The organism is Streptomyces sp. NPDC031340 (assembly GCF_055569945.1).
Genome location: NZ_JBVIIE010000003.1, coordinates 111564 through 127382, shown reverse-complemented (window position 1 = coordinate 127382; position 15819 = coordinate 111564). Strand labels below are relative to the sequence as shown.

Sequence of the window (15819 nt, the reverse complement as noted above, 5' to 3'; positions counted from 1 at the left end):
TCACGCGCGGCGCTCGCGGGTGGCGGCGAACGCGTCGGCGGCGGCGAGGTCGAAGTCGCCGTGATCGCTGCCGAGTCCCTGGGCGACGAGGGCCGCGGCGGCGCTGCCGAGGACGGCGGCCTCGTCCAGGGAGCGTCCCAGGCTCACCCCGCGCAGGTAGCCCGCCGAGAACGCGTCGCCGCAGCCGGTGGTGTCCACGACGTCGATCTCGAAGGCCGGCACGGACCGGGTGCCCTGCGCCGTGACCAGCAGCGCGCCGTCCGCGCCGCACGTCGCCGCGACGGCGCCGGCGCCCGCGTCGAGGAACTTCTTCGCGCCGGTCACGACGTCGGTCTCGCCGCTGAAGCCGAGCACCTGGTCGTCGTTGGGCAGCAGGTGGTCGACGTACGGCAGGAACGCCTCGATCTGGTCGAAGGTGCCGAGTTCGCCGGGCGCGAGGAGGTCGACGGAGGTGACCACGCCGTGCTCCTTGGCGTGCGCCAGGACGCGCGCGGCGACGTCGGCGCCGATCAGCTCCGGGCCGCCCAGGTGGAGGTGGCCGGCCTCGGCGACCGCGTCCCAGGGCACGTCGTCGAGGCCGTAGGTGATGTTGGCGCCGAGGAGGTGCAGGGAGGGGCGGTCGCCGTTGGGGCGGATGGGCAGCACGCTGGCGGAGGTGGAGGTGTCGGTGCGGCGGACGAGGAGCCCGGTGTCCACGCCGGCCCGCTCCAGCAACAGCAGCAGCAGGTCGCCGGTGGGATCGGCGCCGATCGCCCCGGCCGTGCGCACCGAGGCGCCCAGCTTGGCGAGGGTGAGCGCGGTCCCGGCGGCCGTCCCGGCGGCGGTCAGCCGGATGTCCTCGACGAGGGTGGCGCCCTGCCCCTCGGGGATCTCCTCGACCGGCCGTACCAGCACGTCCAGTACGTGCACGCCCATCGTGACGACGTTCATCGCGGTCCCTCCTGCGCGGGTGGTACGGGGTGGGTGGTGCCGTAGTCACGGGCGAGCGCGGCCTCGATCACCGCGAACTGCTGCCGTTCGTCGAGGACGCGGGGCCGGCCGAGCGCGGCCGCCCGCTGGTAGACCCCGCACGCCCACTCCAGCAGCAGGGCGTGCTCGACCGCCTTGTCCAGGCCGGGCGCGTGGGTGAGCGCGCCGTGGTTGGCCATGAGGGCGGCGCTGCGGCCCTCCAGGGCGGCGACCACGGACGCGGCCAGCTCCGGGGTGCCGAAGGTGGCGTACGGCGCGACCCTCACGGTGCCGCCGAGGGCGAGCAACTGATAATGGACGCAGGGCAGTTCGTCGAGGACGCAGGACAGGGCGGTGGCCATCGGGGCGTGGGTGTGGACGACGGCGCCGGTGCCGTAGCGCCGGTAGACACCGAGGTGCAGGTCCAGCTCCGAGGTCGGCTCCAGCGTCCCGGCCACGACCTTGCCGTCGAGGTCGACCACGGTCACCTGGTCCGGGGTGAGGTCGGCCAGCACCGCTCCGGTCGCGCTGACCGCGACCCGCTCCCCCACCCGTACGCTGACGTTCCCGGCCGTGCCGATGAGCAGACCCTCGGCCCCGAGGCGACGGCAGGCGTCCGCCACGGCGGCCCGCTCCCGGTCGGGGGCCGCGCTTGAGTCGGTCATGAGCGCGACCGTAACCTAAACCTGAAACAAAGTCACGTTCACATTCGGAGGTTGTTCCGTGGGAGAGCCGACCGCGGGTCCCGACAGCGGGGTCGACGGGCTCGAAGGCGTCGCCCCGCTGCGCCGCAGGCCCCAACAGGCGCGCAGCAGGGCCCGGTTGGCCCGGGTCCTGGAGGCCGCCGAGCGGGTGCTGGTCGAGGAGGGCGTCGAGGCGCTCACCACGACCCGGGTGGCCGCGGAGGCGAAGGTGTCCATCGGGTCGCTGTACCAGTACCTGCCCGACCGTGACGCGATCATCGACGCGCTCGCGGCCGGCTACTTCACCAAGCTCGAGTCCGTGATGGACGGCTTCGCCGAGTCCGCGACCGCGCAGCGGTGGGAGGACCCGGTGGGGGTGCTGGTGGACGCGTTCGCCGCGCTCTACCGCTCGGAGCACGGGTTCCGGGCGCTGTGGTTCGGCAGCGGCCTGACCGAGCGGACCCGGGCGGCGGACCGCGAGCACAAACGCCGGATGGCCGACGGGCTCCGCCGCGTGCTGCTCGCGCTGGGCGTCGCCGACGGCGAGGCCCTCGCCCGGGCCTGCCACGCCGCGGTGCTCGCCGCCGACGCGCTCTCCCAGGAGGCCTTCCGCCGGGACCCCGACGGCGACGCGGGCCTGCTGGAGGAGGCGAAGGTCATGCTCCGGGGGTACCTCGCCGCGATCGTCGAGCGTGACCTGGGCCGGTAGGACGGCGCCCGGGCGACCGCCCGCCGCAACCCCGGGAAGCCTTTTACTGCACGTCAGTCAAGCGGTCAAAGCGTACGAGCAACAGCCGCAACGACAGCTCTGTTGCCCCCCGGGCTAGGATCTGGGCATGACGTACCGACCGGCCTCCTCACGCCCTGCCGCGCCGTCCTCCTCCGGGCGGGGGGTGGCCTGAGATGGCCGGTCTGCGCGAGGCCCAGAAGCGGATGACGCGCAAGCTCCTGCTGAGCACGGCACTGGAGCTGTTCCGCACGAAGGGGTACGCGGCCACCACCGTCGACGACATCGCGGCCGCGGCGGGCACCACGCGGGTGACGTTCTACGCGTACTTCCCGTCCCGCAGCGATCTGATGCGGGCGCTGATCGGCGAGCTGAACGAGCTGCTGGAGCGCATCGCCTCCCCCACGCACGGCTCCACCGCACGCGATCTGGTCGCGGTCGTCGCCGACGGCAGCCGTCAGGCGATCACCCGCTGGCTGCTCGACATCTCCAGCCGCTGGGACACCGCCCGCCCGTACCTCAACGCCGCGTTCGAGGCGGCGGCCGCCGACCCGGAGCTGCGCGGGCTGGTGGACGCCTGGATCGAGGAGGCCATCGGCGACGTCGAGGACGGCCTCGACCAGGCGGGACGCTTCGCGCCGGAGAGCCGGCACACGCGGGGTGTACTCGCGATCGCCCAGCTCGACCACGCGGCGCGCAACTGGACGCGGGAGCGCTGGGGCACGGAGCGTGAGCAGCTGATCGAGGTGCTCGCGGACAGTTGGGTCGGGCTGCTGGGCGGCTCCGAGGGCTAGGCCGGACCCGCGGGGGGCCCGGCTGCCGCGGCGACGGACCGTCGGCCAGCGCGCCGGCCGCCGCCCGCCCGCCTACCCCCACAGGACCACCGAGCACAGCGCCGCGCACGCGCACCAGGTCGAGACGAACTCCAGACGCCACAGCGCCCAGCAGACGGCCGCGCCGGCGCCGGCGAGGACGCCGAGGACGCGCAGGCGGCGGTCGCCGGACAGCAGCAGCGCGCCCACGGTCGCGACGAGATTACCCGCGACGAGCGGCTGCGGGTGCGGCAGGCCGAGGGCGTAGCCGACGGTGTGGCCGCGGATCTCGGCCCGTACCGGACGGGTCGCGAGGGCGTACGCCAGGGCCGCGGCGGTCGCGGCGCCGGTCACGGCCGGGAGGATCAGCCGGCGCCGGGCCCGGCGCGGCGCACAGCACACCGGCCGGCACCCACACCGCCAGCAGGGGCAGGGCGATCACCGCCCAGGCGACGGTGACGGGGCCGGTGCCGCCGCCCGCGTGCCAGACCGCCGCCTCGACGAGCTGGTGGGCGCCGAGCAGCAACGGCAGCGCGGCCAGCGGCAGGTCGCGGGGCCGGCGGGTGCGCGCCACCGAGGCCACCCCCACGGCGGCGATCCCGCCTCCCGCCACGAGGTCGGCCGTCGCACTCCAGCACATCGCGCCACCCAGGGCCGGTCCGTCACGGTCTCCGGCCCCGCATCATGCCCCGCCGGGCGGACCCGACCGCGTGATTCCGGCCGGGCCGCTCCACGGGCCGCCGCTCGGCTCCGTGATCGGGCGTCCTGGTTCCCTGGGACGTCCGGTCCATGCCGGGATCACGAGCCGAAGAAGCTCTCGAAGAACTGCTTCGCCCTGTTGAGGCGGTCCCCGGTGTTCTGCAGGTGCGCCTGGGCCACCGACAGCTCACAGCCGGGTGTTCCGGCGCTGCCCGCGAGGGCGGCCGCCGCCTCCGCCTCCCGGACGGTCATCGCGGCCGCCGCCATGGCGGCCTTCGCCTCCTCGTACTCCCGTCGGATGAGTTCCGCCAGCGGATCCGGCCGGCCCTCGAACGCGCCGTCCCGGCCCGAGCCGGCCCCCGAGCCGCCGTCGGAGACCCCGCCGTCGCTGTCGGCGGAACGCACGCCGGCCCGGTCCTGCCGGGCGCCCTCGGCCGCGACACCCGCGTGCTCCGGACCAGCCCCGACGGGCGCCGTCGCCGCGGACACGGCCGCCGACGATCCGGACCGGACGGGGGAGAAACCGGCAGGCGCGCTCACCGGCCCCGTGGCCATGCCGGTCTCCGGTCGCAGCGGGAATCCGGGGATGCCCTCCGTCGTCGGCAGGAACGCCACCGCGTCGGCCGGCACGGGGGCGAGGGCACCCGCCTGCCCGTCGAGGAAGACGACACCGTTGTGATCGTGCGTCACGTTGATCACATGGGCGATCTCACTGTCGCCGTCCTCGACGACGACCATGCCCCGCGCGCCGAGCGGTGCCCGGGACATCGCCTCCACGACGGCCGCCGGGCCGTCCACCGGATCCGGGTCGCGGTCCAGATAGCGGGCCAGGTAGTTCCGCAGGCCGGAGACCTCGCCCTCCGGCCGGCCCTGCGCACCCCGCTCCGAAGGGGGCGCCTGGTGGACCGCGCCCTCCGGATCCGCCAGCGACAGGTCGACGGCGATGGCCGTCAGCACGCAGTTGGTCGCGAACTCGCCGCCCTGTTCCCGGTACGGATTGACCCGGTCCAGCCACTCATATCCCTGAGGCGTCCCCCGCAGGCCATCGGCGGACGCGACGGGCGTGCCGTTACGAGCCTCGCCGGCCGGACCGCCCAGCGGCCGGCCGCCGCCGGCATACCACTGCCCTTCACCGGAGCTGCCCGACGCCGCATGCGCAGGCTGCCGGTTCTGCTGCTCCCACGACTGGTACCCGTCGGTGAGCTGGCGGTAGTAGTACCAGACGTTCTGCAGCTGGGGGAGAAGGTGATACGTGAGGTCGGAGGCGAGCTGACGGGGGCCGCCGGGGTACGTCTCCGGCTGATGCCGGAAGAACGAGTCGACCCATGCCAAGGTCTCCAGGACTCCCCGCTTGTACCCGGTGGGGTCTTCGGCGGGCAGGAGATCGGCGTACCACCTGACGTGATCGCCGATCACGGCGTACTTCCGCCTGAAGTACTCGAACCGGTCCCGCTCGAAGGCGAGTTGGTCCTGCTCGGGGTCCGAAGGCGTCCGCACGTCCAGGTACTCGCGGATGTGCTCCAAGTCCGTGTAGAGGAACCCGCGGTCCATGCCGTAGACCTCGACCGGCTTGGGCCACCGGGCCCCGGGCGGAGGCGGAAGGAAGACCTTCGGCGGGTGGGCGTCCTGCACATCCTTGGAGTACCGTCCCGAGGCGGTCACCGGCTCCGCGACCAGGAGCCGTTCGTAGCCCGGAGCCATGCCTCCCTTCCCGGTCCGGCCCTCTCCCCTGTCACTCCACTGGAGCATGCGGCCCCGGCCGGGGGCATCCGACTCCTCCAGGTAGCGGACCCGGTGGCCGAGGAGCGCCATGGCCTCCAGGTTGCCGGAGCGGAAGCCCAGGTGTCTCAGTTCGTGGTACCGGTCGAGGAAGTCGTACAGCCGGAACTGGCCGGTGCGCGTCCCGCCGCCCCAGGCGGCCAGCTCCGGCTCCGTCCCCCGCCAGAAGCCGGTGACCTGGTGGATGTTGTCCACGCGCAGCTCGTCCCGCATCTGTGCGACCACCTGGTCCCATTTGCCGCTGTGTTTCCACTGCGCGGGATGCGGGTCCCCCGTGATGATCACCGCGGCGTACTGGCGGGCCACCGTCCGCAGCAGCTGACGCACTCCCTGAAAACTGGTGTCGTGCTCCATCCGGCCCCGCAGGGTGGTCCAGTTGTATCCCTTGCCGCTGAAGCGGGACCAGAGCACCAGCACGCGTCCGCCCGGGCGGGGCAGCCGGATGTTCCGGCTCCGCAGCCAGGCCTGGATCTCCTGGTCGTAGTCGCGGTTCAGCCCCCATGCCTCCCGCAGGGAGGCACGCAGGTCCGGGGAGAAGACCTCCGCGATGTAGTTGGTGGCGTCCGTCACGCCCTGCAGTGTGTTGTCACTCCACCGTTCCTGAGGCGTCCGCCAGTCCTGCTCGATGATGCGGGTGCCCTCCTGCTCCAGGGCCGGCCAGACATCCTCCGTCCGAAGGCTCGCCGCTTCCACGAAGTGGATCCGGTGCTCACCGATGCCGGTGTCACGGTAGAAGGCGGCGATACCCGCCGACTTGTCGTGGACCGGGTCGTGGCCGGGCCTGCCCGGCCGTGGCCCGTGGCCGATGAGGACGTGCAGGCCGGGGTCGTGGACCAGCGCGGCGGCGAGGGCGAACTGGTCACCGGAGGCGTACCCCGGCTGCATGATCAGCCGGCGGGTCGCGGCGGCGCTGCCGCCACCCGCGCGGCCGTAGCCTCCCTGCCGGGAGGAGCCCTGCCGGGAGGAGCCGTGCCGGGAAGAACCCTGCCGGGAGTAGCCCTGCTGCGAGTAGCCCTGCTGGGAGTAGCCCTGCTGGTGGTAGCTCTGCTCGCCGTAGGGGTGGCTGCGGCTGCCGCCGGCGAACCGGTCGCTGGGCGGCGTCCCGAAACGGGTTCCGTCCGCGTCGAACAGCCGCTGGTCGGCCGGGCCGCCCAGGTCCGTCTCGTCCGGACCGGACGTGGCCGCCCACACCATGCGGCCGCGGGCCCACTCTCCCGGCAGCCGGCCCTCTTCGGCCGCCCAGACCCGGTGGGTCGTGGCGTCGGCCCACACGATCGCGTCCGCGGTGTGCACCAGGGCCAGAGCGTGTCCGTCCTCCTCCCCCTCACGCCCGAACAGCACGGTGGAGAACGTCCCCGGACCGGCCTCGCTCAACCGCGCCAGCAGCAGATCCACGCCGGGCTCGGCAGGCCCGTAGGCGACCGGAATCCCATGACGCTTGAGCAGGGTCCAGCCCGGCGCCTGCTCCGCACGGGACGCCTGCGGCTGCCCGGCAGGCCGCGGACGCCCGAAGAAGGTGTCCCGGAGCGCCTCCGTCGCCTCCAGACAGACCAGCAGTTCCCCGCCGTCCGCGCTGCGGCTGTGCGGGTTGACCGACCGCAGCAGCTCCGGCGTCAGCCGGAGGGACCCCGGCCGGCTGTCACCGGCGGCTCGCAGGAAACCGTCAAGGGCCTCCCGCTGAGCCCGGGTCGGCGGGACGAGCCCGCGGTCGCGGAACACCGCCACACTGTTCTCGTGAGCCCGTGTCCGGGCCCGCTTCGACGCACCGCCTTCGCGCGCGTCCGTCATCGGGCCGGACCTCGCCGCACGGTCGTCGGCGGCCTCGGCGAGGCCCTCACCCTGTCCGGTCGGCTCCTCGCGAGCGCGCTTGGTTCCGCCCACCGGCCCGTTCACCGGCCCGTTCACCGGCTCGTTCGCCGACCCGTTCGTCGGCTTGCTCACCGGCTCGCTCCCCCGGTCCGCGACCGACGCGGCGGCCACGGAATCGGCACGGGGCGGCCTGGGCGCGTCCAGGAAGGCCTGCGGGATCGTCGGCCTCGGGGGCCGGGGGGTCTCGCGAGGCGTCGTGTCGGGCTCGACCGCGGGCTCCGTGCCGGCCGACGGCTCTTCGAGGACGTGGTCCGGGACTCGCAGGCCGGCGAAGTCCTCCTCGGGGATCGGCCGCAGCTGGGGCGTCCAGAGCCCGCTCCAGGTCCCGGCCCGGCGCCCGAAGGAGTTCGCGGGCACGTTCACCGCCGGCTCGCGCCCCGCGGTGTCCCCGCCCGCGGTGCCTGCGATGCCCTCGCCCGCCGTGTCGCCCGGCGACCCGGTCCTGGCGGGCGGGGTCGGTGTCGGTGTCGTGAGCGGGGACTCCTCCGGTGCCGGTACCGGCAGCGGCACTGACGGCTGCGGCTGCGGCTGCGGCTGCGGCTGCGGCTGCGGCAGAGCCGGTTCCCCGCTCCGGTCAGGACCGAACAGCTCGGGCAGCAGCGTCTCCAGTCCGCCCAGCAGACGGCCGTCCCCGCCCAGCGGCAGCATGGCGAACAGGCCGTGCGGCGCCTTCACTTCGAGCGTGCGGCGCGGCCCCTGGAAGACCACCGTGAGGTCGAACCGGTAGTAGCGGTAGGGGCGTTTGACCTTGCCGGTTCTGGAGTTCTCGTCGTTGGAGGCGTCCCGGTACGCGGCGGCGTTGCTCCGCAGGACGCCCGCGGAGACCGGCGCGCCGCCGTAGACCGTGGTGGGGCCGGCGCCGTCGCCCACGGTGCGCAGGCCCGCGCCGGCCGACCAGCCGTCGGACACGGCCTCGGTGTGCGTCGTGGCCGGTTCGTCCCTGGAGAACCGCGCCGCCTCGTACTCCACACCCTGCGGCGGGCCGACCACCGTGGCGCCGTCCAGGCGGAAGCCGACCAGGACCTGCCGGCCGTTCACCGGCACGCCGTAGGTGTGCCGCAGCAGCCGGGCGATGTTGGACTTCACCATGCCGGTGCCGGTGAAATGCGCGTACGACGGGCCCGCGGTGGTGGTGAAGTCGGTGCCCTGGACCCTCCAGGGCTCGGCGGCCCCGAGGTCGGGCTCCCGCCTGGCCGTCGAGGCGGCCAGCGCCGACCAGCGCTCCACCGCGGCCGCGGCCGGGACGGCCAGCGGGTGCAGTCGGTGCAGCAGCTCGGCCGGCAGTTCGGGCGCGGGCCGGCGCCCGGCCCAGCTCGGCTCCTCGCCGTACACCCGGCTGACGGGTGGTACCGGGCGGTCGCCGGCCGGCCCGGTGAGGTGTGCGGGCACGAGGACGCGTACCTCGCCCTCCGCCCGTCCCGCGCCCTCGAACCAGGTCCACCCACGGTGCTCGTTCAGCACCCTGGCCATGCGCTCGCGCGAGTCGAAGCCGTGGTGCGCCACGCCCAGCAGCGCGTGGTGCACCCCGGTCACCGGCAGGTCCAGGACCCGGGGCAGCTCGGTCGTACCGCCCACCTCGACCCTGAAGACCACCCGGTGGTCGAACTCCTCGGGCGCGTCCGGCGGGTCCGCGTCGTAGATCTCGGCCTGGGCGTTCGTCCGGGACACCGTACGGCTGCTGGTGTGCCGGTAGCCGGCGTTGACCTCGAACCCGTCCCGGCCACTGGCGTGGAACGCGCCCGCCCTGCCGTGGAACTCCCCGCCCCGGGAACCGGAAGTGCCCTCGTCGCGGCGAGTGTTCAAGGTGGCCGACGTCGCCACGTTGAGCTTGCCGTCGGGGCGCGTACGGTGCGCGTGCGCCGCTCGCAGCTCCTCGGCGAGCACCCGCACCCAGACGTAGGAGGTGGCGCCGAGGAAACCCGGCACCGGCAGCCAGGCCCAGACGCCGGTGCCCAGCAGCAGCGGCATCTGGTTCTCCAGCGCGTCGGAGGAGAACAGCTGGTGCAGCGTGCGGTGGAGCAGGTCGGGGCGCGGCGAGTCGGTGGGCGGTCCCGCCGGGAGGACGCCGTGTGCCTGCAGACGTGCGGTGATCACGTCCATGACCTGGTCCGCGCGCAGCCGCTCGACCCGGCCGATGCCGCCCGCGACGTCGGAGGTGAGGTAGTCGCGGTCGAGCCGGACCGGCGAGGGAGCCTCTGCCTCCCCGGCGGCGGCCGTCGCGGGTGCCGTGCCGCCTGCCGCGGGCTGCGCGGCGGACGGCGCCCGCATGGGTGCCTCGTCCCGCGGCTTCGGCATCACATCCGGCAGTACCCGCTGGGGTACGAGCAGTTGGAGGCCGTCGGCCACGCCGAGGTAGCCGGTCCGCTGCTGCGTCCTGCCGCCCTTCCAGCGGATCACGGTGAGCTCGAAGACCGGCTGCGCCCGCACCTCGTGCGGTGCCGCCTTGTAGGTGGCCTTGCTCTTGGCGACCTGCCCGGGTTCCTCGCGGCGGCTGTCGCTCCACGTCCTGGAGGCCCACCCCCGGCCCTGCAGGTACAGGTGACCGCCGCTCTCGCCCACCGAGGACAACCGGTCCCGTGGCAGGCCGTCGGCCGGGTCCGGCTCGGGTTTCGGGCCCGCCGCCACGACGTAGCCGCCGATCGTGCCGCTGACGCCGATCTCGAGTGCGCTGCCCGCGACCGTGCCCCGGGCGCTGCCGGCCTCCTTGGTGTCGACGACGTCCACACCGACCGGGGTCACGCCGAGATCCTGTGGCTCGTACGCCCGCAGCCGCAGCCGGAAACCCTGCCGGAAGCCCTTGCGGTGCCGCAGGTCGCCTTCGTGACCGAACCGGCCGACCATGTCGTTGAAGGCCGACGCCAGGACGGCGGGATCGGCCAGGGCGTGGATCTCGTCCGGCCAGAACTCGGGGTTCCGTGTCCATTCGTCGGGCAGACCGTTGAGCCGCGCGTACAACTCGGCCGCGAGGGAGGCGAGTCCGGGCACGGAGAGGAAGGCGGGGATCACGCCCGCGGTGCCGCCGTGCGCGAAGTCGAGGTGGCCCCCGGTCGGCCAGGCGTCTTCCCGCGTCGCCGTGCCGGCCCGGGCGGCCTGTTCGGCGGCGACCGGCGTGCGGGGCACGAACGCGTGCGGCACGGCGACCTGTGCCACCACGTCCCCGGGCCGGTCCAGCCACCAGGTCGTGGACGGCCCGTCCGGCTGCGGCTTGCGCAGCACCTCCTTCCGGTCGCCGCGCGGCTTCAGCGGGGTGAGCCGCTGCTCGTAGACGATGTCGTAGACGTACTCGTCGGTGCCGGCCTTGGGCTTGGACCTGCGGCTCCACTTGTTGCCGCTGGTGAACGAGGTGTCGTTGCCCCGGCTGTACTCGGCGAATCCGCCGAGGCCGCCGATCTGCAGCGTGAGCCTGTCGAGGATCTTGACCCCCAGGCCGCCGCCGAGGTTGCCGCGTACGCCCCACCGGGTGCCCCGGTGGCCGAGGACACCGCCGCCTGCGCCGAGGACCGACTCCACCTCCATCCCGGTCTCCAGGTCGCCGGGCAGCCGTCGCAGGAGGTGGCCGCGGACGGACAGCCGGTAGGGCCGGTTCCCGGCCCAGACGGTCCGCCGGTAGCCGGCGATGACCCGGCCGAGGTCCTGTTCCATGGCGGGCCGGCCGAAGACGGACGACAACTCCCGCTCCACGGTGGTCCAGTCCCTGACCCGGTCGCCACGCCGCTCCGCCTCGTCCCTGAGCGCGGCGAGGAAGTGGTCCTGGACCAGTTCGGCCCCCGGCAGGGCGAGTGTGGTCGCGTAGCCGCCGCCCCTGCGCGACGCCACCGCGAGCGGCTCCCGCGGATGCGGTGCCGACGGGTTCTCGTCCAGCCGGGCGGGGCGCCGGGCCTGGCGTACCGGCCGGGTGCCCGACTCCCGCAGCAGCGCCCTGACGTGTGGCTGGGTCTCCACCGGGCCGGGGCGCAGCGACGGGGGCGCGGCCTCCACGTCAGGGGTGGCCGGCGGGCGGAACGCCGGGGTGTGCACGGCGCCGAGCACCCGACGCTCGAAGTCGGCGGCCTGCGGGCGGCCGCGCCACATGGTGCCGAGTTCCGACTGGACCGTACGGGTCACCTCGCCGATGCCCGGGTGGGTCGGCGAGGTGACGGAGACCGTCATGGCGAGACCGGCCGCGTAAGTGACCTGCGGCTGCTTGGACTTGAACTCGGTGTGGCGGACGGCGCTCGAGGCCAGCGCGTACCCGGCACTGCGGGTGGAACTCGACGTGACACTGATGTCGGGTGCGCGTCCCGTGACCAGGGCGCCCTCAGCGGCGTGCGACAGGCCGGTCATGAGCAGGCCGCCGGTGAGAGCGGTGCCCGAACTGCCGTCCTTCGCTGCCGTGTTGCTGGTGGTGATCGCCTCCAGGCCGCGGCTGAGGCCCGGTTCGGAGAGTCCGAGGAACTGCAGGCTCTCGATGCCGGCCCGGATGGTGAAGGCGGCCCGGAAGGACCGGCGTACACCTGGCAGGGACACCTCGATCGGCCCGGTCGGCAGGCCGGAGGTGAGCACCCAGCGGGCGTACTGGCGCAGGTTCCGCTCGCCCAGCCACGGCTCCAGCCGGACCATCACGTCCCGGACCGCGGCGGCGGGCACCCCGGCGGTCAGCAGCGCCCGGTGGAGCCCGGTGATCAGCGGCACGGTGTCCAGGGCGTTGAGGTACTGCGGGTTCCGCACCGGCCGTTGCACCACCGGTTCCCGCCCGTCGGACGTGCCTTCCTCCCCTCCGGCGTCTTCCACCGGGCCCACGCGCGTCGCGCCGGCCGGGAGAGCGGGCGGGAAGGCGATGCCGAGGTCACGGTCGACGACCGCCTCGTTCTCCAGTTCCTCACCGTCCACGAACACGCGGAACCGGATGCCGGCGTCGGCCGCCGAGAACTCCTTCCACTCCGGGTGCGTACGGTGCGCGGACTTGACGGTCCGCTCCGCGCTCCGGCTCCCGGTGGCCGAGGCGGTCATGGCTGCCTGCACCGTCACGGGCAGGCCGGACGCGTGTGCGAGTCCCAGCTGCACTGCGGTCTGTACGGCGGCGGAGAGGCCGGAGGTGATGGTCCGCGCCCCGCTGCGGGACGTGGACTGGGTGCCGACCCGCAGCTCGCGGTCGCCTTCCGGCAACCAGCCGGAGGGTACGGGGGCCTTGGCCGGAGCGGTGCCTGCTCCGGCGGTGGGGAGCGGGCTCGTGCCGTGCGGCCGTATGCCGGTGAGCACCGGCCGCAGCCAGACCAGTCGCTCGCCGACGACCACCAGGCTCCCCTTGGCGAGCACCTCGTTCCACTGCGCCGGGTCCGGGAGGGCGAGGATCTGCTGCAGGACGGGCAGCACGGCACGCCGCACGGCCCGGTCCGGAATGTGCGAGGCGACGACGGCCGCCCACAGCTCGGCACGCTGCCGCGACCACTCCGGCACCCGGCCGACCTCGGCGTCGCCGAGTGCGCCGTGGTCCACGTACCAGGGGTAGTTCAGCGGCGCGGGCCCGGGGGACGGGGCGAGGGCCGCCGCCCCCCGGTCGGCGGGGGACGGTACGGCCGGCTGCCGCTCCCCCGGTGCGGCGCCCGCGTCCGCCGGCTGCCGCTCACCGGGTTCCGCGGCCGGGTCCGTCGGCTGCTTGTCCGGGTTCCGCGCCGGGGGCGGATACGGGAGGTCCCGGATCACCGGTCCCGAGCGGAACACGTCCCCGATGACGGCCAGGTCGTCGGCGTCGAGCGCCGGGGCGCCCTCGCGCGGCTCACCGGCGGTGAGCGAGCCGTCGAAGGCGATGGCCCGGGACCAGGGCCGGTCGCGGAAGAGGAAGCCGGGCGCGAAGTAGCGGTCCGGCAGGCCGACGAAGTGCAGGAACTCGTGCAGCAGTTGGTACTCGGTGAGCGGCCTGCCGGCCTCGTCGAGCAGGTGCGCGTCGGTCGTGGTGGTCCGGCCCGGCTCCGCGTGCACCCGCAGTACGTGGTGGGCGCCGGCGGGGTGTGCGAGGAACTCCACGTTGAGGTGGAACACGCTGCCGTCGGGCAGTTCGAAGAGCGGCGCGTTGATCGCCCGGTGCACCACGGGTGTCATCCGCTCGGCCAGGGCGCGGGTGTCCTCGTCGGTGACCCCGGGCCCGGGAGCCAGGTGGAGGCGCAGGGTCGCGTCGCTGACCCACTCCCCCGAGGGCGCCTGGAAACGCCGGGCGTCCAGCCTGATCCGGCTCATCGTGCCCGCCAGCCGGCCCGGTGCGTACGGTCCCGACCTGCGCGGATCGAAGTGCTCGGTGTCAATCGCGGCAGGTTCGGCGAGGTCGCGCAACTCCGTCCAGGGGTCGCGGAGCGGGGCCGCGGAGTCGTCCTGCGGCGCGCCCACGTCCTCGTGCGTGGCCTCGACGACGGTCTCCTGGGCCGTCCAGGACGCGGGCGCGTCCCAAACGGCGTCGGCAGCGGGGCCGGCGGTGTCGGCGGTGGCCGCCGTATCCGCCGTGTCCGCCGTGTCCGCCGTGTCCGCCGTGTCCGCCGTGTCCGCCGTGCCGGGGAGGGGAGTCCGCAGCGGCCGCGGCGCTCCGCCGGACAAGCCGTCGGCCGGGCCGTCCGCTTCCCCGGCCACGGGCAGCGGTTCGCCCTCGGGCAGGGCGTGCCGGTGCCGCTCGGCCTCCCGCAGGTGTGCCAGGGCATCCGCCAGCCGGTCGGACGCCGCGGCGACCGCGCTGCCGTCCGCATGGGCGGAGGACTCCACCCCGGCGGTGTGCGCCGCTTGCAGCGAGGCCAGGGCGTCCTGCGCCGCGAACACCGCGCGCTGGGCGTCCGCGTACGCCTGGTGGACCTCGGTCTCGTCCCGCCGTTCGTCCGCCGGGACCGGCCCGGACCGCGGTGCTGCGCCCGTCTCCGCGCCGGTGGCCCTGCCCTTGCCCTTGTCCGGGGCTGTGGCCGCCTCCGTTCCCGTCTGCCCCTCCGTCCGTACGTGCGCCGACGTGTGCCGGGCGTCGGCGGAGATCAGCGCGCCCAGGGAGTGCGCGGCGGTGCCGACCTCGCCGCTGGGGTCGACCGCCACCCACAGCAGCGCCGTGGCCGGGTCCTGTTCGTGGGCCACCGGCACGATGACGGGCACGCCCAGGGCGCCGGCCAGTGTCCGCGGCAGGGCGAGCGGGGCCACTCCCTGGACGCCCGGCAGCGCCATCGTCTCCGGGGTCAGCGGTACCGGGAGGACCACCGGCTCGCCCGGGTTCCAGCCCATGGACTGCTGGAGGAAGTCCGGCAGGTCGGTCAGGGCCACGGTGTGCGCGCCGAGCCGCACGCTGTCGAGCGCCGGGTCGTACGTCGCCCCGTACAGCACCGGCGGCACCTCGCCGCCCGGCTGCACGGCCCCCGGCAGGATCTGTCCGGCCAGCACCTGGCCGGAGAGGACACCGTGCCGGACGATCTCCGCGGCGACCAGGTGCCGCGCACGGACCATCGCCGGGTGGACCACCGTTCCCGGGCCGTCCTCCGGCCGCGGCACGAGCGGAGCGATGCCCCGCGGATCGACGCCGGGCAGCACCTGGTGGGCGCGGACGGTGAGGATCGTCGAGGCGTGCGCCAGGGCGGTGTGGACGGTGTCGGGGTCGAGGTCGGGGTGGGTGAGGACGGTGTGTGCCGCGTCCGGGTCCCAGCGCGGGTCCTGCGGCGGCCCGCCCCGCGGCGGGGCGGGCGCCGGCTCCGGGTGCTGCCCGGCGGGTGTGTCCGGGCGCTCCCCGCCGTCGTTACCGTCACGCGCCGGGGTGCGCCCCGGAGAGGCGGACGGCGGACCGTCCGCGTCGCCCGGGCGCCGGGACACGGATGTCGTCCCCGAACTGCCGGCGTCGCGAGGGTCCTCGGACCCGGCGGTGGTGGGGGTGCGGTGCTCGACCTCGGTGGCGGAGCCGTTGCCGCCCCTGTTCGTCGTCCCGGCACCTCTGGCCGGGCCGTGTCCGCCGGTACCGCCGCCCGGGCCGGAGTCGGGCCTGAAGGTGGTGACCGGGTTGTCGTTGCGGGTGTAGGGGCGCGCGCCGCCACCCGAACCGCCCGCGGGCCTGGCGGCGCCCGAGCGCGGGTGCGAGTTGGGTTGGGCGCCGTTGGGTTCGGCGCCCAGGTTCCGTCCCTTGCCGGGGAACGGCTCCGTCACGGACGTGCCCGTGTCCGCGTCCGGGCGATGCGTCCCGGACAGCGGCAGATCACCCGTCGTGGCCGGACGGTCGTACCCCGGCCCCGACCGCACCGGCCGAGGCACCGCACCACCCCCGGCGTTCGCACCGTTCGCACCCCCCGACCGCACATCGGAGTTCGGCCTGACACCC

At 74.7% G+C, this 15819-nt stretch carries 5 protein-coding genes and 1 pseudogene; 2 read left to right on the top strand and 4 right to left on the bottom strand.

What is annotated here, in order from left to right; genetic code table 11:
- Both ACZ5GT_RS03095 and ACZ5GT_RS03090 read right to left on the bottom strand, forming a co-directional pair.
- Window positions 1-930: a carbohydrate kinase family protein gene (locus ACZ5GT_RS03095; protein ID WP_469013468.1), complete on the bottom strand. Its 930-nt coding sequence runs from the start codon at window positions 928-930 to the stop codon at window positions 1-3.
- Window positions 927-1613, bottom strand: coding sequence for a class II aldolase/adducin family protein (locus ACZ5GT_RS03090; protein ID WP_469013462.1), 687 nt, complete (start codon window positions 1611-1613; stop codon window positions 927-929). Before ACZ5GT_RS03090 ends, ACZ5GT_RS03095 begins: the two co-directional genes overlap by 4 nt.
- Window positions 1614-1671: 58 nt before the next feature.
- Here ACZ5GT_RS03090 and ACZ5GT_RS03085 point away from each other — a divergent pair, with 58 nt between their 5' ends.
- Both ACZ5GT_RS03085 and ACZ5GT_RS03080 read left to right on the top strand, forming a co-directional pair.
- The gene (locus ACZ5GT_RS03085; RefSeq protein WP_469013455.1) at window positions 1672-2340 is read left to right on the top strand and encodes a TetR/AcrR family transcriptional regulator; all 669 of its coding nucleotides are present in this window, start codon (window positions 1672-1674) and stop codon (window positions 2338-2340) included.
- Between the two features lie 194 nt (window positions 2341-2534).
- Window positions 2535-3152, top strand: coding sequence for a TetR/AcrR family transcriptional regulator (locus ACZ5GT_RS03080; RefSeq protein WP_469013448.1), 618 nt, complete (start codon window positions 2535-2537; stop codon window positions 3150-3152).
- A 72-nt stretch (window positions 3153-3224) separates the two neighbouring features.
- Here ACZ5GT_RS03080 and ACZ5GT_RS03075 read toward each other — a convergent pair.
- Window positions 3225-3810 (bottom strand): annotated as a pseudogene (locus ACZ5GT_RS03075) (DUF6629 family protein).
- Window positions 3811-3968: 158 nt separating this feature from the next.
- Entirely contained in the window at window positions 3969-15647 is an 11679-nt protein-coding gene (locus ACZ5GT_RS03070) for a toxin glutamine deamidase domain-containing protein (RefSeq protein WP_469013441.1), read from the bottom strand.
- Window positions 15648-15819 lie beyond the last annotated feature (172 nt).